This is a genomic window from Nocardia sp. NBC_01499 (assembly GCF_045040275.1).
In the GTDB taxonomy this organism is placed as follows: domain Bacteria; phylum Actinomycetota; class Actinomycetes; order Mycobacteriales; family Mycobacteriaceae; genus Nocardia.
This window is the reverse complement of sequence record NZ_CP109426.1, coordinates 7,178,201-7,203,488: the sequence shown is the minus strand read 5'-3', so window position 1 is coordinate 7,203,488 and position 25,288 is coordinate 7,178,201. Positions and strand designations below refer to the sequence as shown.

20 protein-coding genes are annotated in these 25,288 nt (G+C 69.0%); 14 read left to right on the top strand and 6 right to left on the bottom strand.

Features of this window, described 5'->3' with window-relative positions; genetic code table 11:
• The first annotated feature begins 127 nt into the window (after positions 1 to 127).
• From OG203_RS33015 to OG203_RS32995, 5 genes are all read left to right on the top strand, one after another.
• A complete protein-coding gene (locus OG203_RS33015; RefSeq protein WP_405161137.1) occupies positions 128 to 841 on the top strand; it encodes an alpha/beta hydrolase in 714 nt (237 codons plus the stop codon).
• Between the two features lie 18 nt (positions 842 to 859).
• Positions 860 to 1,321, top strand: a complete 462-nt coding sequence (locus tag OG203_RS33010; RefSeq protein WP_405161136.1) for a hypothetical protein — start codon at positions 860 to 862, stop codon at positions 1,319 to 1,321.
• Positions 1,314 to 2,651: a WXG100 family type VII secretion target gene (locus tag OG203_RS33005; RefSeq protein ID WP_405161135.1), complete on the top strand. Its 1,338-nt coding sequence runs from the start codon at positions 1,314 to 1,316 to the stop codon at positions 2,649 to 2,651. The genes OG203_RS33010 and OG203_RS33005 overlap by 8 nt, the downstream gene beginning before the upstream one ends.
• Positions 2,648 to 3,409, top strand: coding sequence for an ESX secretion-associated protein EspG (locus tag OG203_RS33000; protein ID WP_405161134.1), 762 nt, complete (start codon positions 2,648 to 2,650; stop codon positions 3,407 to 3,409). The genes OG203_RS33005 and OG203_RS33000 overlap by 4 nt, the downstream gene beginning before the upstream one ends.
• A 65-nt stretch (positions 3,410 to 3,474) precedes the next feature.
• Entirely contained in the window at positions 3,475 to 3,999 is a 525-nt protein-coding gene (locus OG203_RS32995) for a gamma carbonic anhydrase family protein (protein WP_405161133.1), read from the top strand.
• A 73-nt stretch (positions 4,000 to 4,072) separates the two neighbouring features.
• Here the strand turns inward: OG203_RS32995 and OG203_RS32990 are convergent, their stop codons facing one another.
• Together OG203_RS32990 and OG203_RS32985 are read right to left on the bottom strand one after the other, a co-directional pair.
• Positions 4,073 to 4,696, bottom strand: coding sequence for a phosphoribosyltransferase (locus OG203_RS32990; RefSeq protein ID WP_405161132.1), 624 nt, complete (start codon positions 4,694 to 4,696; stop codon positions 4,073 to 4,075).
• Between the two features lie 40 nt (positions 4,697 to 4,736).
• On the bottom strand, positions 4,737 to 5,585 hold the full coding sequence (locus OG203_RS32985; protein WP_405161131.1) for a carbon-nitrogen hydrolase family protein: 849 nt from the start codon (positions 5,583 to 5,585) through the stop codon (positions 4,737 to 4,739).
• A 62-nt stretch (positions 5,586 to 5,647) separates the two neighbouring features.
• On the opposite strand from OG203_RS32985, the gene OG203_RS32980 reads away from it, so the two are divergent.
• The 3 genes from OG203_RS32980 to OG203_RS32970 all read left to right on the top strand — a co-directional run bounded on the left by OG203_RS32980 (position 5,648) and on the right by OG203_RS32970 (position 12,633).
• On the top strand, positions 5,648 to 7,438 hold the full coding sequence (locus tag OG203_RS32980; protein WP_405161130.1) for a DEAD/DEAH box helicase: 1,791 nt from the start codon (positions 5,648 to 5,650) through the stop codon (positions 7,436 to 7,438).
• A 260-nt stretch (positions 7,439 to 7,698) separates the two neighbouring features.
• Positions 7,699 to 11,082, top strand: a complete 3,384-nt coding sequence (locus tag OG203_RS32975) for an AAA domain-containing protein (protein WP_405161129.1) — start codon at positions 7,699 to 7,701, stop codon at positions 11,080 to 11,082.
• A 117-nt stretch (positions 11,083 to 11,199) separates the two neighbouring features.
• On the top strand, positions 11,200 to 12,633 hold the full coding sequence (locus tag OG203_RS32970; protein WP_405161128.1) for an ATP-binding protein: 1,434 nt from the start codon (positions 11,200 to 11,202) through the stop codon (positions 12,631 to 12,633).
• Between the two features lie 35 nt (positions 12,634 to 12,668).
• Here OG203_RS32970 and OG203_RS32965 read toward each other — a convergent pair whose 3' ends face one another.
• Positions 12,669 to 13,847 (bottom strand): amino acid deaminase/aldolase, encoded by a 1,179-nt coding sequence (locus OG203_RS32965; protein WP_405161127.1) that lies wholly within the window; start codon positions 13,845 to 13,847, stop codon positions 12,669 to 12,671.
• An 84-nt stretch (positions 13,848 to 13,931) separates the two neighbouring features.
• Positions 13,932 to 14,411: a TetR family transcriptional regulator gene (locus OG203_RS32960; protein ID WP_405161126.1), complete on the bottom strand. Its 480-nt coding sequence runs from the start codon at positions 14,409 to 14,411 to the stop codon at positions 13,932 to 13,934.
• 416 nt (positions 14,412 to 14,827) lie between these two features.
• On the opposite strand from OG203_RS32960, the gene OG203_RS32955 reads away from it, so the two are divergent.
• Positions 14,828 to 15,574: a tyrosine-protein phosphatase gene (locus tag OG203_RS32955; protein ID WP_405161125.1), complete on the top strand. Its 747-nt coding sequence runs from the start codon at positions 14,828 to 14,830 to the stop codon at positions 15,572 to 15,574.
• Between the two features lie 7 nt (positions 15,575 to 15,581).
• Here the strand turns inward: OG203_RS32955 and OG203_RS32950 are convergent, their stop codons facing one another.
• Both OG203_RS32950 and OG203_RS32945 read right to left on the bottom strand, forming a co-directional pair.
• Positions 15,582 to 16,847, bottom strand: coding sequence for a class I adenylate-forming enzyme family protein (locus tag OG203_RS32950; RefSeq protein ID WP_405161124.1), 1,266 nt, complete (start codon positions 16,845 to 16,847; stop codon positions 15,582 to 15,584).
• Positions 16,848 to 16,938: 91 nt separating this feature from the next.
• Positions 16,939 to 17,733 (bottom strand): enoyl-CoA hydratase/isomerase family protein, encoded by a 795-nt coding sequence (locus tag OG203_RS32945; protein WP_405161123.1) that lies wholly within the window; start codon positions 17,731 to 17,733, stop codon positions 16,939 to 16,941.
• Between the two features lie 38 nt (positions 17,734 to 17,771).
• Here OG203_RS32945 and OG203_RS32940 point away from each other — a divergent pair, with 38 nt between their 5' ends.
• The 5 genes from OG203_RS32940 (at position 17,772) to OG203_RS32920 (ending at position 25,204) form a co-directional block, all read left to right on the top strand.
• Positions 17,772 to 18,794: a glutathione S-transferase family protein gene (locus OG203_RS32940; RefSeq protein ID WP_405161122.1), complete on the top strand. Its 1,023-nt coding sequence runs from the start codon at positions 17,772 to 17,774 to the stop codon at positions 18,792 to 18,794.
• A 167-nt stretch (positions 18,795 to 18,961) separates the two neighbouring features.
• Positions 18,962 to 19,693 (top strand): hypothetical protein, encoded by a 732-nt coding sequence (locus OG203_RS32935; RefSeq protein ID WP_405161121.1) that lies wholly within the window; start codon positions 18,962 to 18,964, stop codon positions 19,691 to 19,693.
• Positions 19,690 to 20,694, top strand: a complete 1,005-nt coding sequence (locus OG203_RS32930; RefSeq protein WP_405161120.1) for an ABC transporter ATP-binding protein — start codon at positions 19,690 to 19,692, stop codon at positions 20,692 to 20,694. The genes OG203_RS32935 and OG203_RS32930 overlap by 4 nt, the downstream gene beginning before the upstream one ends.
• Entirely contained in the window at positions 20,691 to 21,473 is a 783-nt protein-coding gene (locus tag OG203_RS32925) for an ABC transporter permease (protein ID WP_405161119.1), read from the top strand. The genes OG203_RS32930 and OG203_RS32925 overlap by 4 nt, the downstream gene beginning before the upstream one ends.
• A gap of 56 nt (positions 21,474 to 21,529) precedes the next feature.
• Complete coding sequence (locus OG203_RS32920; protein WP_405161118.1) at positions 21,530 to 25,204, top strand: ABC transporter ATP-binding protein; 3,675 nt, start codon at positions 21,530 to 21,532, stop codon at positions 25,202 to 25,204.
• The last annotated feature ends 84 nt before the right edge of the window (positions 25,205 to 25,288 follow it).

Below are 25,288 nucleotides of genomic sequence, written 5' to 3'. Positions count from 1 at the left end.
AGTCTAGCCACCTAGACAGAAGTAGTCCGTCCGCACACCGACCAGGGCCGGGGCGAAGACGGTGCCGCGGCTGGCCGGACACCTCGTGAAGCCCCCTGAGCGACAAAATCTTTGGCAAGATCAGGACATGCCCTTTTTCGACGGCGCGCGGGGCCGGATGCACTATCGGCGGTGGCCGGTCGAAAACAGCGTCGCGACAGTGCTTCTGCTACCGGGGATGGGTCAGCACAGCGGCCACTATCACCGCTTCGCCAGGACGATGAAGGCCGCCGACATCGAGACGTGGGCGCTCGACACCTCGGGGCAGGGGCTCAGCGAGGGCGATCATCGCAACCCCGGCACCCTGGCCGAGTTGGTCGCGGACGCGCTGATGCTGTTCGACATCGCACCGCAACCGCCGCTGATCCTGATGGGCCATTCGCTCGGCGCGGTCACCGCGCTCAGCATGTTCGGCGCGGCGGAACCGGAATCGGGCGATGGGCCATCGGATGCCACCGCTCTGGCACGTTCCTACCCGCTGCGGCCCGCCATTGCGGCGGACGCGCTGACCGGCATGGTGCTGTCCGGCGTACCGAAGCGGGCACTCGGCGGGGGCACGCCGAACGCCGCCGGAACACCACTGCCGCGTAACCTTCCGATCCTCGCGGTGCATGGCGTCGAGGACCGGCGCGCACCGATTGATGCGGTGAGGGTATGGACTCAGCGCCACGAATCGGTAGATTTACGCGAGTACGCCGATGCCGGGCACGATCTACTGCACGAGCCGGTGCACGCGCGGGTCGCTGCCGACATCGCGGATTGGATGCAGGGTGTCGTCGTGGGGTTGGCACGGCGCCCGTGAACTGAGCATCGCTCAGAGATGAGGAAGGGGGACGTCGAGGTGCCAGCAAACGAGAACGCCAACGGGGTCGCGAGCCCGGATCTGTCGGATTTCACCGCACCCGGTGTCAGCGCCGCCGCGCTGCACACCGCGGTCAGCGATGGCGAGCTGTGGATCGACCGCGTGCTGGTGGCCGGCGGGGTGCACGAACGATGCGCGCGCCGCTACGAGCAGCTGGCCAATCAGATCGAGGATCAGATCCGCTCGCTCAACGCCGCCTCCTCGCTACCTGGGTTCGGCGGATTCGCCTCCGGTGACGCGCTGCGCGCCGGCTTCGAGACCAAGGCACACGGCGCGCTCACCCGGCTCTGGGAATACGCCGAAGCCGCCAGGGAACTCGCCCTCACCTTCCGGGCCGCCGGGTCGGCGTACCGGCGCGCCGATCACGTGCTGGCGTCGGCCGTCGGCCGGATCGACGCGGACGGAGCGGGCCATGCGTAAATTGCCGCACACGCCGGGACGGACGCGGCAACGGCGCAACGACCCGCCGTACGCGCCGACCGTCGAGGTCTTCGACAACATGAACCACCAGGAGATCCACGACAAGGTCCAGCTGCTGCAGCCCGCCGTGCTCACCGGCGGGCAGCAGGCCTGGGGCGACGCGGCGGCCGGGCTCGCCGACGCGGTCTCCCAGGCGCACATCGAGATTCGCGCCGCCATCGCCGACGGCTGGCGTGGCAGCGCGGCACAGCGCGCGGCCGACGTTGTGCAGGCGTTCGAGCAGACCGGGCAGGACCTCGCCGACGTGCTCGCGGTCGTCTCGCAACGACTCGGTCAGGCGGGCGACGCGGCGGAGGCGCTGCGGACGGCGGTGTCCGCGCCGTCCGGGAAGACCCCAGACCTCGGTGCCGCGCTGCTGGATCCGACACAGGCCACCAGCAATGTCGCCGACCAGAAGTCGACCGAGCACACCCGCCAGGACATCGTGCGCACGATGAACGACGTCTACACCGGTGTGTTCATCCCGACCGGTACCGACGTGCCCGCATTCCTGGACGAGCAGTTCGGCGACGCGCCGACCACTCCTGACGGAACACCGGTCAGCAAGGTTGCCGGACCCGGCCCGGACGCGGGAACGCCCGTCGCGCAAGCGGTTCCCCCGCAGACGCTCTCGACCGCGGCGCAGCCCGTCGACGCACCTGCTGCCGACGCACCTGCTGCCGACACACCGGCCGAGGAACAGGTCGCCGACAAGCAGCACGACGAAACCGCACCCGCCACGGTTGCCGCGGCGAGCGGGGTCGCCGATGCGAGCGCCGGAAGTCCCTCGGCACCGCCACCATCGCGGGTCACCACGGCCGCGGTGGATTCTCCGCTGTCATTGGCAACGGCCGCGGCCCAACCGCAGCACACCGCGCCCGCCTCGACCGCGGCAACCGCACCGAGTACCACGACCGCTGCGGCGGCACAGCAGATCGTGCCGACCACACCGGGCACCGCGAGCGCGGCCGCACCCGAGGAGCCGCGCAAGCGCGACGATCGCCGCAAGGACAGCGGCGGCGACGCGGCCACCGGGCTCGGCGCGGGCGCGATGGGCGGCCTGATGGGCGGGGCGATGGCCGTCGGCGACACACCGCGGCAAGGCTCGAGCGTCGCCGCCAACGCGGCGACCGCCCGCGCACCGCGTTTCGAGGACGACGAGGACGAGGACGACTTCCACTTCGACGACATGCCGACCTACCTCGAACCGGCCGACGACAACGGCGAGCTGATCGGTGCCATCGATCCGACCACGCCGCCGGTGCTCGGCGAGTGGACCGAGCTGGAGTGAATTGGACGCTGACCCCGGACCAGTTCGCGCTGGCGTGGGCGCGCACGGACGGCGATCGGATCCCGTATCCGCTTGCCGTCCGATTGTCCGCGCGCGACACCGATGAGCGGGACACGCAACTACCGGCATTGCACAGTTGGTGCGACCGGGTGCTCGACGCCGACTTGGAGGCCGCGCTGCGCGTGCTCGGCGCGCCGGAGCTGCGGATCGAGGTGTACGGCGAGCGCGACAGTGCGCCGGACGCGGTCCGGCCGGTGCGGGTGCTCGGCGCCGCCGCGGGCAATGTCGCGGTGGTCGCCGCGCAGCGACCAGGCGCGACCGCGGATCGCGGCGGTGACATCCGGCTGTTCGTCGGCAGTGTGAAAAGCCTGACGGCGCGGGTCGTTTCGATGCTGCCGGAGCGGGCACCTGGGACAACGCCCCGGCTGACCGCGCCGCTGGCCAAGGTCGGCGAGGACAGCCGCGACCTGGTCACCGTTCCGGTCGCCGGGCCGACGGTACCCGCCCGCATCCGCAGACTGCTGCGGCAGCCGAGGGACGGCATCGGCCAGATCGTGGTGTCCGCCCGCCGCGGCGATGGCGACCTGCGCCCGTTCGGGGTGCTCTGCTGGATCGACGTGCTCGACGACGGCCGCTATTCGGTGCGCACCGGCACCGATGTCGACATCGTTCCGGTGACCGCCCACGGTTTCATCGCGCAGCTGCGCCCGATGGTCACTGCGGCCGAGCGCACCAGTTCCTACGCCGACCGCTGGTAGTCGCGCCCGCTCGCGAGGAGCGGTCGCGCCGATCTCGAACCACCGTGCGGCGTTACGGTGTACGAATGCCCCTCTATGAATTCGAAGGCAAACGGCCGCAAGTCGATCCGACCGCGTTCATCGCGCCGACCGCGACCCTGATCGGCGACGTGCGGGTCGAAGCGGGCGCCTCGATCTGGTACGGCGCGGTGCTGCGCGCGGACCTGGCACCGATCACCATTCGCGAACGCGCCAACATCCAGGACAACGCGGTGCTGCACGTGCCGCCGGGTGTGCCGATGGAGATCGGGCCCGGCGCGACCATCGCGCACAGCGTGGTGTTCCACGGCGCGTCGGTCGGCGCGGAAGCCATTGTCGGCAACGGAACCACGGTGCTCGACATGGCGAAGATCGGTGCGGGCACGATGGTCGCCGCGCACTCGCTGGTCCAGCCGGGCACCGAAATCCCCGACGGTGTGCTCGCCGCTGGCTCCCCCGCCGTGGTGAAGCGCCCCATCGAAGGCACGCAGGCCCAGCAGTGGATCCAGCTCAACCCCGGCTTCTATGCCGAACTCGCGCAACGCCACCGCAAAGGCATCACCGAGGTCTGACAAACTTTCTGATGTCTCGCACCGGGATTCGCATGCGATTCCAAGTGCGGGAAGTCGGCAGGCGTGCGGCCGGTTAGGCGAGGAGGGTGGTGACCTCGTCGTCTGCCAGCTGGTGGAAGTCTTCATAGGCGGTGCCGACCCCGCCGAGGGTGCGCGGGATCAGCGGGCAGACGACCTGGTCGGCCTCGGCGGCGACCCTGCGCAACGCTTCGGCGGAGGAGACGGGCACGGCGACCACGATCCGGATCGGCTGGTGCAGGCGGGCGACGCGGCAGGCGACCACGACCGTCGCGCCGGTCGCCATTCCGTCGTCCACGATCACCACGGTGCGCCCGTCCAACGGAATCGGTTTCGCGTCGCCGCGCCACACCATCCGGCGCCGGTCGAGCTCGACCCGCTCGACGTCTTCGATCTCGGCGAACTCCTGCGGGGTTATCCCGATGTGCGACAACACATCCGAGTTGAGCACCCGCACACCGTCCTCGCCGATGGCACCCATCGCCAGCTCCGGCTGCCACGGCACGCCGAGCTTGCGGACCAGCAGGATGTCGAGGTCACCGCCGATGATCTCGCGCACCCCGGCGGCCACCGGAACCCCGCCGCGCGGTAGGCCGAGCAGCACCGGATGTGTCGCGCGCAGGTCCGTCAAATGCGTGGCGAGCGCGCGCCCGGCCGATGTCCGATCGGTGTAGATCATCCATCAAAACGCTACGCCTGATCGCTTCGTGCCGCGCTGGCTATGCCCGCTCGGCGATCTCGAATCGCCGCAACGCGAGGCTCGGATTGGTGCGGCGCACCTCGGCCAGCTGCGCGAGGTCGATTCCGGCGGTGAGCACGCCTGGTTCATCGCCGAGTTCGGCGAGCACGGCACCGGTCGGATCGATGATCATCGACGCGCCGGCCCCGCGCGGCGCGGCCTGGTCGGCGGCAGCCACATAAACGGTGTTCTCGATGGCGCGGGCGCGCAGCAGTGTCGTCCACTGATCGACCTTGGCCGGGCCGGGAATCCACTGGGCCGGCAACACCAGCACCTGGGCGCCCGCGGCGGCCACTCGACGGATGCCCTCCGGGAAGCGCAGATCGAAGCAGGTCTGTAAACCGAATGTCACGTCCGCCACAGTGAAGGTGGCCGCCGGCTCGATCACGCCCGCCGCGACAACCTCCGATTCGAGGAAGCCGAAGGCGTCGTAGAGGTGCACCTTCCGATACACCGTGACGAGGTTCCCGTCCGGCCCGAGGACGACGAGCGTGTTGTGGATCCGGTCACCCCCCGAGGCAACCCGCTCCACGATTCCGGCGACCAGATACACGCCGAATTCGCGGGCGATCGCGCCGAGTCCGGTGACGAACGGCCCGGTCAGCGGTTCGGCGACGGCGACGACGCGCTCGTCGAGCCGGGTGACGGCAAACATCGAGTATTCCGGCGCGACGACCACGCGCGCGCCGCGATCACGCGCGCTACGCACGTGCTCGCGCAGCGCGGAAAGGTTGGCCGTCGGATCGGTTCCCGGGGCGAACTGAACGACCGCCACGTCCAGCTCGTCGGGTGCTGGGGTCTGATTCGTTTCGGAGCTATCCAGTTGCATACGTCTCACCGTATTGGGGCGGTGGCCGAGCAGACCAGCACGAGGCAGTAAACTCCTGGTCAATGAGTACCAATCAGGTCGACAGCGTTCCTGGCGACAACGACAGGGACAACGACGGCCCGACCTTCGCCGATCTCGGGATCGATGACCGCATCCTCGCGGCCATCGCCGATGTGGGCTATGAGTCGCCGTCGCCGATCCAGGCCGCGACGATTCCGCCACTGCTCAGCGGCGCCGATGTGGTCGGCCTCGCGCAGACCGGCACCGGCAAGACCGCGGCGTTCGCGATCCCGATCCTGATGGGTCTGGAGACCTCCGGCAAACTCCCGCAGGCCCTGGTGCTCGCGCCGACCCGCGAGCTCGCGATCCAGGTGGCCGAGGCGTTCGGTCGCTACGCCACGCATATCCCCGGGCTGCACGTGCTGCCGATCTACGGCGGCCAGGCCTACGGCGTGCAGCTGTCCGGCCTTCGCCGCGGCGCGCACGTGGTGGTCGGCACGCCGGGCCGGGTGATCGATCACCTGGAGAAGGGCACGCTCGACCTGTCGCAGCTGAAGTATCTGGTGCTGGACGAGGCCGACGAGATGCTGAAGATGGGCTTCCAGGAGGACGTCGAGCGCATCCTCAAGGACACCCCGTCCACCAAGCAGGTCGCGCTGTTCTCGGCGACCATGCCCGCGGTGATCCGCAAGATCTCCAAGCAGTACCTGAACAATCCGGTCGAGATCACGGTCAAGTCGAAGACCTCCACCGCGACCAACATCACCCAGCGCTGGGTGCAGGTCTCGCATCAGCGCAAGCTTGACGCGCTGACCAGAGTGCTCGAGGTCGAGTCGTTCGAGGCGATGATCATCTTCGTTCGCACCAAGCAGGCGACCGAGGAGCTGGCCGAAAAGCTGCGCGCCAGGGGCTTTTCCGCGGCGGCCATCAACGGCGACATCGCGCAGAACCAGCGTGAGCGCACCATCGGACAGCTCAAGTCCGGCGCGCTCGACATCCTGGTCGCCACCGACGTCGCCGCGCGCGGCCTCGACGTCGACCGCATCTCGCATGTGGTCAACTACGACATTCCGCACGACACCGAGTCCTACGTGCACCGCATCGGCCGCACCGGCCGGGCCGGGCGCAGCGGTGAGGCGCTGCTGTTCGTCGCGCCGCGCGAACGCCACCTGCTCAAGTCGATCGAGCGGGCCACCAGGCATCCCCTGGAAGAGATGCAGCTGCCGAGCGTCGACGACGTCAACGCGCAGCGCGTCGCCAAGTTCGGCGACGACATCACCGAGAGCCTGACCTCGTCGAACCTGGCGCTGTTCCGCAGGCTCATCGAGGATTACGAACGCGAGCACGACATTCCGCTCGTCGACATCGCGGCCGCGCTGGCCGTGCTCTCGCGCGACGGCGACAACTTCCTGATGCAGCCCGAACCGCCGGAGCCGGTGCGCGAACGCCGCGAGCGTCCGGATCGCCCGCGCCGGTTCGAGGGCGACGATGATCGGAGCGGTTTCGGTCAGCACAGTCGCGCCAACGGCACCGAGCTGGCCACCTACCGGATCAGCGTCGGCAAGCGGCACCGCGTTGTGCCCGGCGCGATCGTCGGCGCCATCGCCAACGAGGGCGGCCTGCGCCGCAGCGACTTCGGGCACATCAGCATCCGGCCCGACCACAGCCTGGTCGAACTGCCAGCGGACCTACCCCCGGAGACGCTGGAAGCGTTGCGGCGCACCAGGATCAGCGGCGTGCTCATCCAGCTGACACCGGACCAGGGTCCGCCGGGACAGCGCTCGTTCACTCGCGGCCCGCGCCGCGAGGGCGCTCCGGCGAAGCGGCCGGAGCGGCGTAAACCGCGCTCCTGAACCGGGGAGGGTACTCCGAGGTCAGCGGGGCACTAGCTACAGTGTTGCCGTCCGTGCGTAATTAGTGCTGACGGCAGCGGGTGTCCCGCGAAAACTCGAGACGTGATGAGCGACAATGGCGCAGCCTGCTCATCGATGCCGAATGGGTGCGGGTGTCCCGCAGCGACCCGGGGCGTCGATAGGCGACAATGGCGCAGCCCGTTCGTCGTCGCCGATCGGGTGCGGGTGTCCCGCAAGACACAGGAGGGCCGCGTTTGTTCGTGTTCGGTGATCGTGTCGTCTGCTCCGCCGTCGACCTCGTGCGCGCGGCGCGCTGTGAATTCGCGCTGCTTCGCGCCCTCGATACCGAACTCGGCACCGTCACAGCGGATCCGGAGACCACCGCCGAATGGGCGCCGCGGCCGCGCACCTGGTTCGACGACTCGCGCGATCGCCGGATCAGCGACTTTCGCGACCGGTTCGGCAGCTCGATGGTGGAGATCCAACGGCCGCAGCACAAGTCGGACAGCCCAGAGGCGCTGATCGCCGCGCTGACGGCCGCGCACGCGGAGACCGTCGCGGCGCTGCGGGCCGGGGCGCACGTGATCCACGGCGCCACCTTCTTCGACGGCGCGTTCGACTGCTCCTGCGATTTCCTGGTGCGTGCTGGTCATCGGGTGCGCTACACCGTGCACGGCACCGCGCACAGCAAGCCCGACCGGGTCGGCACCGCACTGGAACTCGCCGCCTGCGCCGACGCGGTGGACCACAGCGGATCGCTGACCGGTCCGCTGATCCGGCTGCATCTCGGCGCGGACAACACCGCGTTCGCGCTGAGCGATCTGATCCCGGTGTACCGGGCGCGCAGGCGCAGAGTCGAACGCATCCTGGACGAGAAGCTGAGCGAGCTGCTACCCGTGCAGTGGGGCGATCCGCGCTATCTCGCCTGCGGGCGCTGCGGTACCTGCACGACGGCGTCGGCGGCCGCGCGTGATCTGCTGCTCGTCGCCGGCATGCCGACCACCACCAGGGCCAGGCTCCGCGAGGCGGGCGTGAGCACCATCGACCGACTGGCCAGCACCGAGAGCACCGTGCGTGGCGTGCCGCCACGGACCTTCACCGCGCTGCGCCGCCAAGCCGAAATCCAGCTGCGCCGGGAGGATTCCGGCCTGCCGACGCACACCCTGATCGACCCGATCGCACTCGGCGCACTGCCGCCACCCTCCCCCGGCGACCTCTCGCTCACCGTTGATGGTGGCGGGCGCACCCCGCTAGCCGTCGACGTCGGCGGACCGGGCACCGTGCACCTGACCTTCCGCGGACCGTTCGGCACCGACGGCGAGCCGGGCAGCGAGGCGGCCGGGCAGCGGCGCGCGCTGGAGGAGGTGCTCGACTATCTCGCGCAGCGGCGACGGATGTATCCGGATATGCACGTCTACCACTACACCGCCGCGGTGCGCAGCGCGCTGCTGCACTGCACCGGCAGCACCGGCGTCGGCGAGGAGATCGTGGACGAGCTGCTGTGCGACGGCGTGCTGGTCGATCTGTATCCGATCGTGCGCAACGCGTTGATCGTCGGCGAACGCTCCTACCGGTTGAACCGGCTGGCGCGGCTGCTGCCAGGCGCTGCGCATTCGCCTGCCGCCGAACGGGATTGCCTGACCGTGCTGCGATTGCGGGACTGGCTGCTCGACCGGGCCGCCGAGCAGCGCATCGACCCGCAGGCGGTCACCCTGGAACGGGCCGGATCCTGGTGTCAGGTGACCGGTCCCGACGAACTGGAGCCCATCCCGCCCTCGCGGCCGTCCTCGTTCGAGGCGGCGCTCGCCGAATACGCGGCGGCACAGGACGAACCGCGCCACGCCGCCGCCATGATGGCCGCGGCGCTCGGCTATCACCGGCGCGAACGGCAGCCGCTGTGGTGGGCGCATGTCGATCGGCTCAGTCATCCGGTCGACGAATGGGCCGACGCGCCAGGGGTTCTGGTCGCCGAATGGGGCACCGTCGACACCAAGTGGCATCGCAGTCCGGACCGCCCGACCATGCGCCGCTATCTCACACTGACCGGCCGGATCGGTTCGAGTTGGAGTGCTGGCGGGCCCGGACCCGCCACCGTGCTCACACCGGGCGCCACCGTCTACACCTTCTACGATCGGCCCGCGGCGGCGGGAATGGTCACCGCCGTCGGGCGGCGCGCCACCGCGATCGCCACCGTGCTCGGCTGCTCGGTGGACACCGAATTCGACGATGCGGTCCGTCTGGAAGAACTGCTGCCGGACGGCTGCGAGCCCTACGACGAGCTACCGACCGCGATCGCACCCGGCCTACCCGCCTGGGACTGGAATGCCGAGACCGCGGTCGAATTCGCCGCCCAGCAGCTGCTTGTCGCGCTCCCGGAGATCCCGAGGGGCGCCGTGTTCGACCTGCTCGCCCGCCGCCCGCCCCGGCTGCGCACCGGTGCCGCGCTGCCCGAGGTGCACGGCGACCACGCCGCCGCGATCACCGCCGCGATGCGCGAACTCGACCACTCCTACCTCGCCGTGCAGGGCCCGTCGGGCACCGGCAAGACCTCCACCGCGGCACGGGTGCTCGAGCGCCTGGTCACCAGGCACAAGTGGCGGATCGGCATTGTCGGACAGACGCATTCGACCGTGGAGAACCTGCTCGACGCGGTCGTGCGGGTCGGCGTGCTGCCGGAGCTTGTCGCGAAGAAGGATGTCGAGTCGGTGGCGCCGGAATGGGTCGTCATCGATGCCTCCCGGTACGCGCGTTTCCTGGACAACGCCATCAGCGGGTGTGTACTCGGCGGCACCCCAACGGATTTCGCGAACGAGGAAATGGTGGCGCGGGAGGGGCTCGATCTGCTGGTGATCGCCGACGCCGGCCGGTTCCCGCTGGCCGACGCCGTGGCGGTCGGGGTCAGCGCGCGAAACCTGTTGCTGCTCGGCGATCCCGTGCCACCGGCCACGCACAGCGCGCATCCGGAGCCGGTCGGCGAATCGGTGCTCGGCTGGCTCGCCGAGGGGCGGCACACGCTGCCCGGCGAACGCGGCTACTTCCTGGACCGGACCTGGCGGATGCATCCGAGTGTCTGCGATCCGATCTCCCGGCTGTATTACGACGGACGGCTGCGTGCCAATGAAACAGTCACGCTCGCAAGGGAACTCGACGGCGAACCAGCTGGCGTGAGTACCGTTCTGGTCCCCCATCACGGCAATGCCACCGAATCCACCGCCGAGGCACGCGAAGTGGTCCGCCGGGTGCGCGCGCTGCTCGCCATGAACTGGACCATCGGCGCGATGACCCGTCGGCTACATCCGCACGACATCTTCGTGGTCGCGCCATACGCGGCGCAGGTCGGCCAGATTCGAACACTGCTGGCCCGAGCCAAGATCGAGGACGTGCTCGTCGGCACCCCGGACCGATTCCGCGGCCGAGAGGCCGCCGTTGTCCTGCTGTCGATGACCACATCCAGCCCCGCCGACGCCCCCTACGGAATGCCATTCCTGTTGTCCCGAGCACTGATTCACGCGGCCCTGTGCCGCGCCATGTGGAAGGCGATCATCATCCGCTCACCCCTACTGAGCGAATACCTCCCCCCGTCTCCAGACGAGATGCCCGACCTGGCCGGCTTCTTGCGGCTGTCCACTTCTCCACGTATATAGCCAGTACTCGGGCTCGAAACCAGGAAGAACAATCTCCCCGTCGACGCCAGCGCACTTCTGATCTAAGTTAGATCATATCTAACTTAGATCAAATCTATGTTTAAATAGGGAGGCGAGATGGAGTTCACGGGCAGAGCAATCGACCTCGATCTGCTGGGCCGACAGCTGGCACTGACCGTCGACCAGAAGGGGGCCACGCGAGGTCGCGCGGTGATCGTGACCGGGCGGCGGCGAGTCGGGAAATCACGGTTGGTCCAGGAGTTCTGCGATCGGTCCGGTCGACCATACGTCGTATTCCAGGCCACTCGTGGACGCAACCCCATGGCCGAGCGCGACGATTTCATCGCCACTATCGCTCATTCGGCGTTGAGCGAAGCGGAGCTGGTAGCCGGGTTACACGCTTCGGACTGGAATCAGGCGCTGCGCGCGTTGGCGATCGCCCTGCCCAACGACACGCCTACCGTCGTCGTCATCGACGAGGTCCCTTGGCTGACCGAACAAGACGCCGAGTTCGAAGGCGCACTGCAGACGGTATGGGACCGCCAACTGTCCGCAAAGCCGGTCCTGTTGGTGCTGGTCGGCAGCGACATCTCGGTCATGGAAGCGCTGCAGTCCCGCGATCGCCCATTCTTCGGCAGAGCAACAAAGATGACCGTCGAACCGCTGCACCTGGCCGACGTGGCGGCCATGACCGATCTCGACGCCGCCGCTGCCGTGGACGCGCTGCTGATCACCGGCGGCTTTCCCGAGATCGTCCAGTCGTGGGAGCAGGGAATGAGCAGAATCGAGTTCCTGCAAGCATCCACCGCCAACCCGCTCTCACCGCTGCTGGTAGCAGGCGAGCTGTCGCTACTCGGCGAGTTTCCCGAAGCATCACGCTCGCGCGCGGTACTCGAAGCCGTCGGCAGTGGCGAACGCACCTTCAGCACGATCGCCGCACAAGCGGGCAGCTCCGGCGCCCTGCCTGCGGGAACCCTCACCCCGCTACTGAACACCCTGCAAGCCAAACGAATCGTCGCCGCGGACCTGCCGCTATCCACCAAGGCCGACACCAAGAACAAGCGCTATCGCATAGCCGATTCCTACGTACGCTTCTGGCTGGCGTTCTTGCAGCGAGGCATTCCGCTCATCGAACGCGGCCGCGGCGATCTCGCCTTGGCCCGCATCGAACGATCCTGGCCTTCATGGCGTGGACGCGCCGTCGAACCACTCATCCGGCAATCACTGCTGCGCCTGCTGCCCAACGACCGATGGCCCGAAACAGAAGCGATCGGTAGCTGGTGGAACCGTCAGAACAACCCTGAAATCGACCTCGTCGGCACCGACCGCGAACCGGTCGCCACCGCCATCCAGTTCATCGGCTCCATCAAATGGCAAGACGACCGCAGCTTCGACCGCCACGACTACGACGCCCTCACCCGAACGATCCTGTCAGTGCCGGGCACCGACATCGACACTCCACTGATTGCCGTATCCCGTTGCGGCGTCGCACCCGACCTACCACTGGCAACCCACTGGGGCCCTGAAGATCTCGTCGACGCCTGGCACTGACATACGACCCCGGCGAGCCGTTGCGGTGCTACCGCTCAGCCGAAGCAGTTTCCTTCGCCGCGGTAGGTGGGGACCGGGGTTCTGGTGCCGTCCGAGTCGACCAGGTGCACCTTGTCGAAGCGTTCGCATAGTTCGCCTGCCTTGGCGTGGCGGAACCATACTCGGTCGCCGATGCGTAGTTCGGCCGCGCCGGTGAGCGGGGTTTGTACCTCGCCGGTGCCTTCGGTGCCGATCAGGCGTAAACCGGTGGGCCATACCGGTTTCGGTACGCGGGAGGGGCCGGTGGGACCGGAGGCGATGTAGCCGCCCGCGAAAACCGTTGCGATGGAAGGGGTTGGGCGGCGGAGTACGGAGGTGGCGAAGAACAAAGCTGGTCTTGGCGTGAAGGACCGGTAGTGGTCGAACAGTGTCGGCACGTACAGGCCGGAACCCGCGGTTACCTCGGTGACGTCCGGGTCGGCGATGCTGACCTCGATCGATCCGGTGCCGCCGCTGTTGACGATCTCCAGCTTGCCGGTCACCGAGCGGACCGCGTCGAGAACACGCTTGCGGCGCTTGGTGATTTCCGCCGCAGAGGCCCGTTTCATCAGGCGCAGTGCGACATTGCTGTCGGGCATGCCGGCGATCTGCGCCTCGTAGGTCATCACGCCGACCACCTCGAACTTGCGGCGCAGCGCTTCGCTGGCGAGGGTGGCGGCCTGTTCGGGGGTGCGCACCGGCGAACGGCGCACGCCGAGGTGGATCGGGCCGATTCGGAGGGAGGCGTCGACATCGAGGCACACCCGCGGGCGCACCAGGTCCGTGCCGATGGCGGCGCGGATGAGTTCCAGCTGGGCGACATCGTCGATCATCAGCGTGATGGAACGGAGCAGCGTCTCCTCGCCCGCGAGTTCGGCAAGGGCGGCGCGATCGACGGTCGGGTAGCCGAGCAGAATGTCGCGGGCGCCGCGACGGGCCAGCCAGATGGCCTCGGCCAAAGAGTAGGACATGATGCCAGCGAAGCCGCCCGCGGCGGTGAGCTCATCGCCGAGCACTTCTTCGAGGACGGCGCGGCAGCGCACGGATTTGCTGGCGACGCGCACCGGGACACCGTTCGCGCGGCGCACCAGGTCGGCGGCGTTCGCGCGCAATGCGGTCAGGTCGAGGGCGGCCAGCGGGGGGTCGAGTTCGGCGGTGGCGGCGTGCAGCCCCGCAATGGGAGACGTTTCCAGCACGACCCCAACTCAACCATCAAACTGGTCAAACGTCCAGCATTTGCGGCTTCCCCATTTCCCGAGGTCGCCGCGCTAGCCGGGCGGCTAGATCTCGGCGGCCCTGGTGGCCAGGCTGCTCACCAGATCGTCGAGCACCACCAGCATTGTCTCGTCATTGCAGTCGGCAAGCCAGCGCAACACGGTGCCTTGCAGCACCGAGACCGCGTAGGCCGCGATGGCGTCCACCGGTTCCAGCCACTGGGCGCCCGAGCGGTCGGCGCACAGCTGAAGGAACGCGGCGACCTCGGTGTCCATCTCCCGGTAGGCCGCCGTCGCGGTCGGGTCGGCGATGCAGTCGGTCTGCGCTGCCCAACGCTGACGCAATGCCCGCAGTGTCGCCTCGTAGGCCTGCACCTGCTTGGCCGGTGCGGCCTTGACCAACGGCCAGTAGGCGCTGACACCGGCATGCAGTAGCACCCGCAGTGCGCGCACACCTCCGTGGTCTAGTGACGCGGCCGCCTTTTCGACGGCCTCGCAGATGGTCGGCCGCAGCCGAACCACTGCGGTGTCTCCTCGTACGCTCAACGACGACTCCCTCGGCGAAAAGATCTCGCGCACCCTCGTCGGCGCGACTCGTCGAACATGGCGGGCAATTCGCTGGAAATCCCAGGCTGCCCGGTCCAACGTTCATCAATGGTAGAGGGTTTTCGGGGTTTAAGAACAGGTTCAGTGGGTAATTCCAGACTGAAAGAATGTTTTGTTACCCAAACGGAATAGTGGGGGTCCCGCTCCGCCCTGCCCGGATTTCCCTCCCTCGAGGTCACTCTCAGCCCTGCCCGGCTGGAAAGCAGACCGTTGTCCACTCTACGGGCGGGTACGAACGTGCCCCGAATCCTGTGGCCGATCACACAGGTGAACCGCGCAAATCGGTCACCTGCGCGTGCGTGGTTCGATCCGGGAACGACACCCGCTCGATGCCAACGGCCGGATAGCCTTGGTCGGTGACTCTCTCGCCGCCAGCCGACCAGTACTTCATCTCCGGCACCTTCAACTTCCGCGACCTGGGTGGACTGCGCACCGTCGACGGCGCGAAGATCCGCCCCGGCGTGCTGCTGCGCTCGGCGCAGCTGACCGGGCTCGACGACGCGGGGCTGGCCGCCCTGCGCGCACTGCGCGTCAGCGACGTGCACGACCTGCGCGGCGAGCGCGAGATCGACCACATCGGCCACGATCGGCTGCCCGAGGGCGTCCGGCTGAACGTCACGCCGTTCGACGCGCGGATGGCCGAGGCGCCGCCGCATCACACCGACGCGCAGGGCGCGTTCACGCACATGCTCGAGGTCTACCGGATGTTCCCCGCGCTGCCCGAGGCGCACGCGGCGATCGCCGCCCTTGCCCAATCGATCGCGCGCGGCGAGGGCGCGGTGCTCGTGCACTGCGCGGCGGGCAAGGACCGCACCGGCTGGGCCATCGCCACGCTGCTGCGCGCGGTCGGGGTGACCGAGGCCGACGTGCGGGCCGACTACCTGGAGAGCAATGGCGCCGTCCCGGCTCTTCGCGCCATGATGACGACGAAACTGCTTGGTGGCGAGGAACTCTCGGTCGACCTGCTCGGCGTGCGCGAGGAATACCTCAGCACCGCTACCGCTTCGATGCACGAGTTGCACGGTGACGTTGACACCTACCTGACGGCCGCTGGGATCACCCCGGACCTGAAGGCTCGGCTGCGCGAACGAATGCTGGAGTGACGCAGCATCATTCGTCTGAATCCTGGCCGCGGCGCACCAGTCCGTCGGCGTCGATGGTGACCTGATCGCCGGTGTGGAACCAGGTTCCGGTGAAGCGGGCCGCGGTCGTGGTCGGGTCGTTCCAGTAGCGCGGTGAGACGTTCGGGCCTCGGCACAGCAGTTCGCCGTGGCCCGCCTGCGCGCGCGGGCCGCACAGCGCCAATTCCGTACCGCCGAAGGGGAATCCGAGCACGGCGTCGGCATCGGCGACCGACTCCGCGTCGTCGACGGCGAGGCCGATGCCGCTGGTCTCGGTGGCGCCCCAGATCGACCATTGCCGCGCGGCGGGAAGCAGCTCGCGCAGTTCGGCGGCCAGGTCGGCCGGGGTGGCCGGCGCCGAGGCCCGCTCGCCACGATGCCCGGCCTTGCTGATCCGGACGATGCCATCGGTGCACACGCCGTCCGCGCGTAACGCGGTGAGCTCGGGCAGCAGGCCAGCGAAGATCCGAGGTGTCGCCGACACCATGTCGATCCGTTCGGCCACAATGGCTTCCGCGAGCCCGCGGGTATCCCTGGCCAGCACAACGGTGCCGCCGACGGCGAAGGTCGGTAACAGCTGATCGACGCAGCCGCTGGCATGGGCGAGCGGCAGCAATACCAGGTTGCGCAGGCCGTCGGTGGGCAGATCGAGCGCGGCGACCACCGAACGTATTGCCGAGAGCAGGTTTTCGTTGGTCAGCTCAACACCCTTCGGCGCGGTGGTCGCGCTGAGCGGCGTGCCACTGGTGTAGCTGAGCAGCGCCAGATCACCCAGTGCCGCACCGTCATCGATGAACGCGGCACCGTCGGGCAATTCGGCGCCGCGGGCGATCTCGCGGCCGAGCACGAAATCCGCACTGCTGTCGGCGATCACCCGCTCGGCCACCGCGTCCGGCAGGCCGTCGTGCACGAGCACCGGTACCGCGCCGCTGAGCAGCGCGCCGAGAAACGCCTGCACCCAGCGGACTCCGGCGGGCATGTGCACGGCGACTCGATCGCCGTAGCCGATGCCGTGCTCCTGCAACCCGCCCGCGATGCGCGAGGCGGAGTGCCACAGCTCCCGGTAGGTCAGCCGAGGGCCACCGACCTCGACCACGGCCTCGCGGGTGGAGAACGCGTGCACCTGTAGGTCGAGCAGCTCGGTGAGCGCCGGGGTGAGGTTGCCGTAGCGCAGCACACCGTCGGCCCCGCGCGCCAGCGGGTTAGCGCAGGCGTACGGGCGGGTCAGGGGGTATTCGACGAGCAACTGCGACATCCGTCCTCCGTGCGCCTCGACTCAGCAGGCACCCCGACTATATGACGCGAGTCACATTTTCGCGGGCGAGGCGACGAACGTGTCCTAGCTGTCACCGCCCGGTGTAGGTGGCCTTCCCTGGTCCGACCTCGAGGAAACTGCGCACCGCGCCCTTGAGATCGGCGGTGTCGAACAGCGCGCCGGACACCTCCGGCGTCACCGAATCCGCGTGCGCGACACCGCCGGAGCGCCACGCCTCGATGATCTTCTTGGTCGCGGCGTGCGCCACCGTCGGGCCATCGGCCAGCCGGTGCGTCAATTCCCTTGCGGCAGTGTCGACATCGTCGTGCACGGCGTTCACCACGCCCCACTCCGCCATGGTCGCCGCGTCGTACAGGCCGCCGGTCATCACGAACTCGCGCGCCCGGCCGGAGCCCGCCCGTTCGGCCAGCCGCTGCGGGCCGCCCATCGACGGCGTCAACCCGACCACGATCTCCACCAAGCCGAACTTCGCCTTCGGCGCGGCCAGAATGATGTCGCAGGCCAACGCGATCTCGAAGGCGGCGGTCAGGGTCAGCCCGTGCGCGGCGAACACCACGGGGCACGGCAGCGCCTCGACCGGATGAACGATCTGCGCGAACAGGGTCCGCCACAGTTCGGCGCCCTGCTCGATGGACAAGCCGTCGAAGACGTGCACGTCGACGCCGCCGGACACCAGCTTGCCTTCGGCGCGCAGCAGCACCGCGCGTGGCGGGTTCGCCGACAGCTCGGCGACGTCCTCGATGAGCGCGTCGAGCATCGCCCGGTCGAACAGGTTCAGGGGCGGGTGAGCCAGCGTCAGGGTCGCCACCTCCGCGCCGCCGTCGGTGATTTCACGTTCCAGGCGGGTGGCCTTCGATTCACTCATGCGGCCAGACTAGGTCCTCCATCTGCGAGACTGTCCAGGTGACCAAGTCGGTGGAAAGCGGCTCCTACGTCGAGCCCGGCGAGTTCAAGCGGGATACGAACTACATCACCACGCGGATCACCGCCGACGGCCGCGACGGTTACCCCGTCGAGCCAGGCCGGTACCGGTTGGTGGCGGCGCGGGCCTGCCCGTGGGCGAACCGCACCCTCATCGTGCGCCGCCTGCTCGGGCTGGAGAGCGTGCTCTCGCTCGGGCTGTGCGGGCCGACGCACGACAAGTTCAGCTGGACCTTCGATCTCGATCCCGGCGGGGTCGACCCGGTGCTCGGCATTCCCCGGCTGCGCGACGCGTATCTGGCGCGGTTCCCGGACTATCCGCGCGGCATCACGGTGCCCGCGGTCGTCGACGTGCCGACCGGGCAGGTGGTCACCAACGACTACGCGCAGATGACCCTCGACTTCGATACCGAGTGGACCGAGTTCCACCGGCCGGGTGCGCCGCGGTTGTATCCCGAAGCGCTGCGCGCCGAGATCGACGAGGTGAACCTCGCGGTGTTCCGCGACGTCAACAACGGCGTCTACCGCTGTGGCTTCGCCGGCTCGCAGGACGCCTATGAGACCGCCTACGATCGACTCTTCAACCGACTGGATTGGCTCTCGGAACGGCTTGCGGCGCAACGTTATCTGGTCGGCGACACGATCACCGAGGCCGACGTGCGGCTGTTCACCACGCTGGCTCGGTTCGACCCGGTGTATCACGGCCACTTCAAGTGCAACCGCGCCAAACTGAGCGAGATGCCGGTGCTGTGGGCGTACGCGCGCGACCTCTATCAGACCCCCGGTTTCGGCGACACCACCGACTTCGCGCAGATCAAGAAGCATTACTACGTGGTGCACCGCGATATCAATCCGACCGGGATCGTGCCGAAGGGTCCTGACCTGGCGAACTGGCTGACCCCGCACGGCCGGGAATCGTTGGGCGGGCGCCCGTTCGGCGACGGCACTCCCCCGCCGCCGCCCGTCATGGCCGAGCGTGTGCCGGCACTCCGGCAACCGGTTTGATGGAACCGATCAGATCGGGTACATCGTTGTCATGACGAGCTTGTGGTCGGTGGTGTCATCCGACGTCCGCCGGGCACTCCGTGGTTACGCAGGCTGCCGCCTCCGTGCCCGGCTATCGCCGGTGCCATAGAGTTCAGGCAGCAGACCGGAAGAGGAGGGTGCCGCCGATGTTCCAAGGCGCGTTCGAGAAGACGGTGGTCCAGCTACTCGATACGGGGTCTCGCCTGCAGGCACCCGCGGTCGCCAAGTACGTCGACCGGATCCGGCGCTCCCACCCGTCGGAAAATCCCGCCCAGATCGTCGAGCGACTGGAGAACCAGTACCTGCTCGCGGTGACCGGTAGCGGCGGCGCGGTCGGCGCGACGGCCGCGGTGCCCGGTGTCGGCACGGTCGCGGCGATCGCGGCGGTCAGCGCGGAGACCACCTTCTTCATGGAGGCCTCGGCCGTGTTCACCCTCGCGGTGGCGGCGGTGCACGGCATCTCGCCGGACAACAAGGAGCAGCGCAGGGCACTGGTGCTGGCCGTCGTGCTCGGCGAGGGCGGCATGGACATCGTGCAGAAGGCCGTCGGCACCGAGGCGAAGAACTGGGGCACGGTGTTCGCCAATCGGATTCCCGGGCTCTCGTCGATGAACGACTCGCTGCTCAAGCGGTTCGTCGTCCGCTTCATCACCCGCCGCGCCGCGTTGATGGCAGGCAAGATCGTGCCCGCCGGCATCGGCGCGGTGATCGGCGGCGTCGGCAACCGGGCGATGGGCAAGACCACGATCAAGAACGCACGCCAGGCATTCGGACCGGCACCGGTGGTCTGGCCCGCCGACCGGCACCTCATCGTCGACGCCGATCCGCTCACCGCGATCGACCCGACGAAGCCGCAATCGCCGACCAAGCCGCAGTGACCGCGGTGCCTTCACTCGCCTTCTCCGTCCGCGGCCTGACCAAGCGCTACGGTCTGGCTTCCGCCGTCGAGAACGTAAGTTTCACCGTCGCGTCCGGCACCACCGCCGCCCTGGTCGGGCCGCACGGCGCGGGCAAGACCACCATCGCGCGGACCCTGCTCGGGCTGCTCGAACCGACCTCGGGATCAGCGGCGGTCGGCGGGCCAGGGTCGAATCGGGCGCACAGCGACGCCGACCGCGCGACCAGCTCGGCCCGCGTCGTCGGCGGGGTGCTCGCACCGCGCGGACTGCATCCCGGCCGGACCGCGCGCGACCATCTTCGGGTGTACGCGGCGGCGGTCGGCGTGCCGGACGGGCGCGTCGAGGAGGTGCTCGAGGCCGTCGGGCTCGCCGAGGTGGCCGGATCGAAGGCCCGCGCGCTCTCGGCCGGGCAGCAGACTCGGCTGGCGCTGGCGACCGCCGTGCTCGGCGACCCGCCGCTGCTTGTGCTCGACGAGCCGATGGAGGGCCTCGATGCCGCCGAACGTGGCTGGCTGCAAGACTTTCTGCGCAGGCACGCCAAGCGCGGCGGTAGCGCGCTTGTGACCAGTGAGAGCTTGGCCGCGGTGCTGCCGGGGGCGGACAGCGTGATCGTGCTGAGCGAGGGCGCGGTGGTGTATCAGGGCAGTCCGGCTCGGTTGCGCCGCGGTCACCCCGATCGGCTCGTCGTCGCGGCGTCCACCCCGATCGCGCTGGCCACCACGCTGGCCGCGCGCGGGTTCATCGACGCGGTGATCCGTCCGGACGGTCGGCTCGCGGTGGCCGAGGCGACCGAGGCCGACATCACCGCCGCCGCGGCGGCGGCGCAGGTGCGGCTGGACAGCATCATCCCCGACCTGATCCATCCCGACCGGGTGCTCGCCTCGCTGACCAAACCCCCGACTCCGGCGGTCTCGCCCTATCCCGGCCTGGCCGGGGCCGCTCATCATCCGTCGCCGACGCCCTACGGAATCCCACGATGATCACGATTGTGCCCCCTGACCTCGTGCCGTCGGTCAACTCCGAGGTTCGCAAGGTCACCACGCTGCCGACGAGCCGGTTCTTCGGCACGGTGCCGCTCGTGGTCGCGCTGCTCGCGAGCATCGCCAGCGCGCTCATGGCAGGCAAGCCCGATCCCAAGGGTGAACCCGCCACCGGCGCCGCGACGATCGGCCTCTACGTCGCCCTCGCCGTGGTGGTCGTGGCGGCGGCCGTGTTCGGCGCGATCGGCAGCGGTGCCGAGTACCGGCACCAGACCATGCCGGTGACCGCGCTGTTCACCGCGGACCGCGACCGGCTCGCCGCCGCGAAGGTCTTGGTCACCGGCGGGTTCGCGCTGGCCGCCGCGCTTGCCGTGGAAGTGGTCTCCGTGGTGGCGCTATTCGCTTTCGGCCGAGGCAAATTCGACTTCGGCATGGACCTGGCGGCCGTGCTCGGCGGCGGACTGCTCGCCGCGGTCTGCTGGTCGGTGATCGGCACGGGTCTCGGGCTGCTGCTCCGGTCGTCGTCGACCGCGGTCGTTGTCGTGCTCGGCTGGCTCGTCGTCGTCGAGCCGCTGCTCTGGCTGATCGCCAACGGCGTCGGCGCCACCGGCTTCGTCACCCTCTTCCCCGGCTCCGCCACCATCAGCACCGTCGCCGTCGGCTCCTTCACCGACAGCGACTTCCTCGCCCCCACTCCCGCCGCCGTGGTCGTCCTGGTGCTGTGGACGATCGGCATCGGGGGCGCTGGCTGGTGGAATCTGCGCCGCCTCGACCTCTGAACCGGCACGCTGCGGGAACAAAGACCTGTCGGTGAGCGTCATTACCGTGGATGGTTATGGGCGGGGTTGTCGAAGCGAGCACACACACCGAGTCGGCTGAGCGCGACCCGGGCGGTCCCGGCTGGATTCGTCGGCTGTGGGACGAAAGCCGGACACACAAAGGCACCCTGACCGGTCTCGGGGCGGCCATTCTCGCCGGGGCGGTGGTGGAGATCGCTGGGCCGCTGCTGACAAAGCGAGCCGTCGACGCCGCGGGGACCGGCCACACCGCGGTGATCGGGGTGGTCGCCGGGCTGCTGCTGTTGCTTGCGCTCGGCCGATTCGCGGCGGGATTCGGGCGGCGGTTGCTCGCGGGCAAGTTGTCGCTGGATGTGCAGCATTCGCTGCGGGTGGATCTGCTCGGGTCGCTGCAACGGCTGGACGGGGTCGGCCAGGACGCGATCCGGACCGGTCAGGTGGTGTCGCGGTCGATCACCGATCTCCAGTTGGTGCAGGGGCTGCTCGCGATGGTGCCGCTGTCGAGCATGGCGGTGCTGCAGTTCTTGCTCGCCGCGGTGGTGATGATGTGGTTGTCGCCGCCGCTCGCGGTGCTCGCGCTGCTTGTCGTGCCCGCGATCGCGGTGGTGGTCTATCGGATTCGGCCTCGGCTCTATGCCGCCACTTGGTCGGCGCAGCAGCGCGCCGCCGATGTCGCCCAGCACGTCGAGGAGACGGTCACCGGCGTCCGGGTGGTGAAGGGATTCGGGCAGGAGGCCCGGATGGTGGACGTGCTCGAAAAGCACAGTCGCACGCTGTATTCCGAACGCATGCGCGCCGCCGCGGTCGACTCCAGATTCGCGCCGACGGTGTCGGCCATTCCGCAGCTCGGCATGGTCGGGGTCATCGTGCTCGGCGGCCTGCTCGCGGTGCACGGGACGATCGGGATCGGCACCTTCGTCGCGTTCGCCGCCTATGTCGCGACGATGACCGGGACGGCGCGGATCATGGCGGGCGCGCTGGTCCTCGCCCAGCTGACCCGTGCCGCGGCCGAACGCGTCTACCAGGTGATCGATACCGCGCCGGTGGTCGTCGATCCGCCCGAACCGGCACAGCTGCCGACGGGTCCGCTCGGCATCGAAATCGACACCGTGACTTTCGGATTCGATCCGGAACAGCCGGTGCTGCGTGAGCTGGATCTGACCGTGCGCCCCGGCGAGACGGTCGCGATCATCGGGCCGGCCGGTTCCGGGAAAACCACACTCTCCCTGCTGCTGCCCCGGTTCTACGCCCCCGACGCTGGCAGCATTCGCCTGTTCGGCACAGACCACACCGACCCGGTCGATATCGCGGATCTGCGCGCCGCCGACCTGCGCGGCGCGATCGGCGTGGTGTTCGACGATCCGTTCCTGTTCTCCGACACCATCGCGGCCAATATCGCCATCGGCCGTCCGGAGGCCACCGACGCCGAGATCAGGCAGGCCGCGAAATCCGCTGCGGCCGACGACTTCATCGCCGAACTCCCCGACGGCTACGACACGGTCGTCGGCGAACGCGGCCTGACCCTGTCCGGCGGGCAACGGCAGCGCATCGCACTGGCCCGAGCCCTGCTTGCGCGGCCGCGCATTCTCGTGCTCGACGACGCCACCTCCGCGGTCGACGCGATCACCGAGGCCGCGATCTTCGGCACGCTGCCCGATCAGGGCGATCGCACCACCCTGATCCTGGCGCACCGCGAATCGACGCTCGCGCACGCCGATCGGGTGATCCGGCTGCCCGCGCCACTGGGTGCGCACCTGCCTGGGCACGGCGGACCTGTCGCGATCCCCGATACCGTCACCAACGGCAGCGCGGGCCGCACCTTCGCCGCGGCGGCCGCCGACCTCGCCGAAACTCCCGAGGTGCGCCGCAATCTCGCGCTGCTACCGCCTGCCACCGAACAGCCGCAGCTGGATGATCAGCGGCTACGTCAGCCCGATCCGGCGTTCCGGCTGACCAGGTTGTTGCGGCCGGTTCGCGCGCTGGTGTTCGCCACGATCGCCCTGCTGATGCTGAACGCGGTGATCGATGTCGCGTTCCCGCCGATCGTGCGGTTCGCGATCGATACCGGCGTCGGTCACGACGATGCCGATGCGCTCGGCCTTGCCGCCGGGCTCGGTCTGCTGTTGGTCGCCGTCGGCTGGGTGGTCGGCGCGGCGAACACGCTGATCACCGCGCGGACCGGCGAACGGGTGCTGTACAGCCTGCGCATCCGCAGTTACGCGCACCTGCAGCGGCTCGGGCTCGACTACTACGAGCGGGAACTGTCCGGTCGGATCATGACGCGGATGACGACCGACCTCGACTCGTTGTCCACGTTCATGCAGACCGGGCTGGCCACCACCTTGATCGGCGGGCTGACCTTCGTCGGCATCGCGGTGGCGCTGTTGCTGATCGACGCGTCGCTGGCCTTGGTCGTGCTGGCCACGCTGCCGCCGCTGTTCGTGGCGACGGTCCTGTTCCGCCGCTACGCGTCCACCGCGTACACCGTCTCCCGGGAAAACGTGTCGACGGTGAACGCCGACTTCCAGGAGAACGTCGCCGGACTGCGTGCGGTACAGGCCAATCGGCACGAGCCGGTCGCGGCCCGTCGTTACGCCGAGTACTCCGATCGATACCGGCGCAGCCGGATGCGCGCCCAGGCCTCGATCGCGCTGTACTTCCCGTTCGTCACCGCATGGTCGGGCGTCTCGCTGGCCGCGGTGATCTTCGTCGGCGCGCGCGAGGTGGCGGCCGGCACGACGACGGCGGGCACCCTGGTCGCCTTCGTGCTCTATCTTGATCTGCTGTTCGCGCCGGTACTCGCGCTGTCTCAGGTGTTCGACGGATATCAGCAGGCGCGCGTCGGGCTGCGCCGGATCGGCGAGCTGCTGCGCACCCCGTCGGCGATCGCGAGCGATCGAGCGGACGCGGTGCCGATCGAACAGCGGCTGCGCGGCGAGGTCGTCCTCGACGACGTGCGCTTCCACTACCCCGGTGTCGAGAAGCTCGCCCTCGACGACGTCTCGCTCACGATTCCCGCGGGCAGCACCCTCGCCCTCGTCGGGCCGACCGGCGCGGGCAAGTCGACCATCGTCAAGTTGCTGGCCCGGCTGTACGACCTCCCCGCCGACGGCACCGGCGCGATCCTGGTCGACGACACCGATATCCGTGATTACCGTCTCACCGAGTACCGCGCCCGCCTCGGCATCGTCCCGCAGGAGGCACACCTGTTCAGCGGCGACGTCGCCAGCAATATCGCCTTCGGAAAACCCACCGCGACCGACGCCGATATCGCCGAAGCCGCAGCTGCGGTCGGTGCGAGCGAGATGATCGCCGCGCTTCCGCACGGCATGAGACAGCCGGTCGGCGAACGCGGCCGCGGCCTGTCCGCGGGTCAACGACAGCTGATCGCGCTGGCCCGCGCCGAGCTGGTGCGCCCCGACCTGCTGCTGCTCGACGAGGCCACCGCTACCCTCGACCCGGACGCCGAGGCATCGGTGCTTGCCGCGAGTCGCTCGCTGACGCGTGGCCGGACCACCGTCCTCGTCGCACACCGGCTCGGTACCGCGGCGCGAGCCGATCGGATCGCCGTCGTCGAGCACGGCCGGATCGCCGAAATCGGCACCCACGTCGAACTGCTCGCCGCGGGCGGACCGTATTCAAGACTGTGGTCAGCGGCACGTGAAACCGGGGGAATATTCTCGGTGACGGACAAGTCGTCTTTTATGAGGTGAGGTTTGTCGGGTGGTCAGTCGCTCCGTCGGTTTGCTGCTGGGCCTATCCTCAGATAGGGCGCATCGGCGCGCATCCGCTGATGC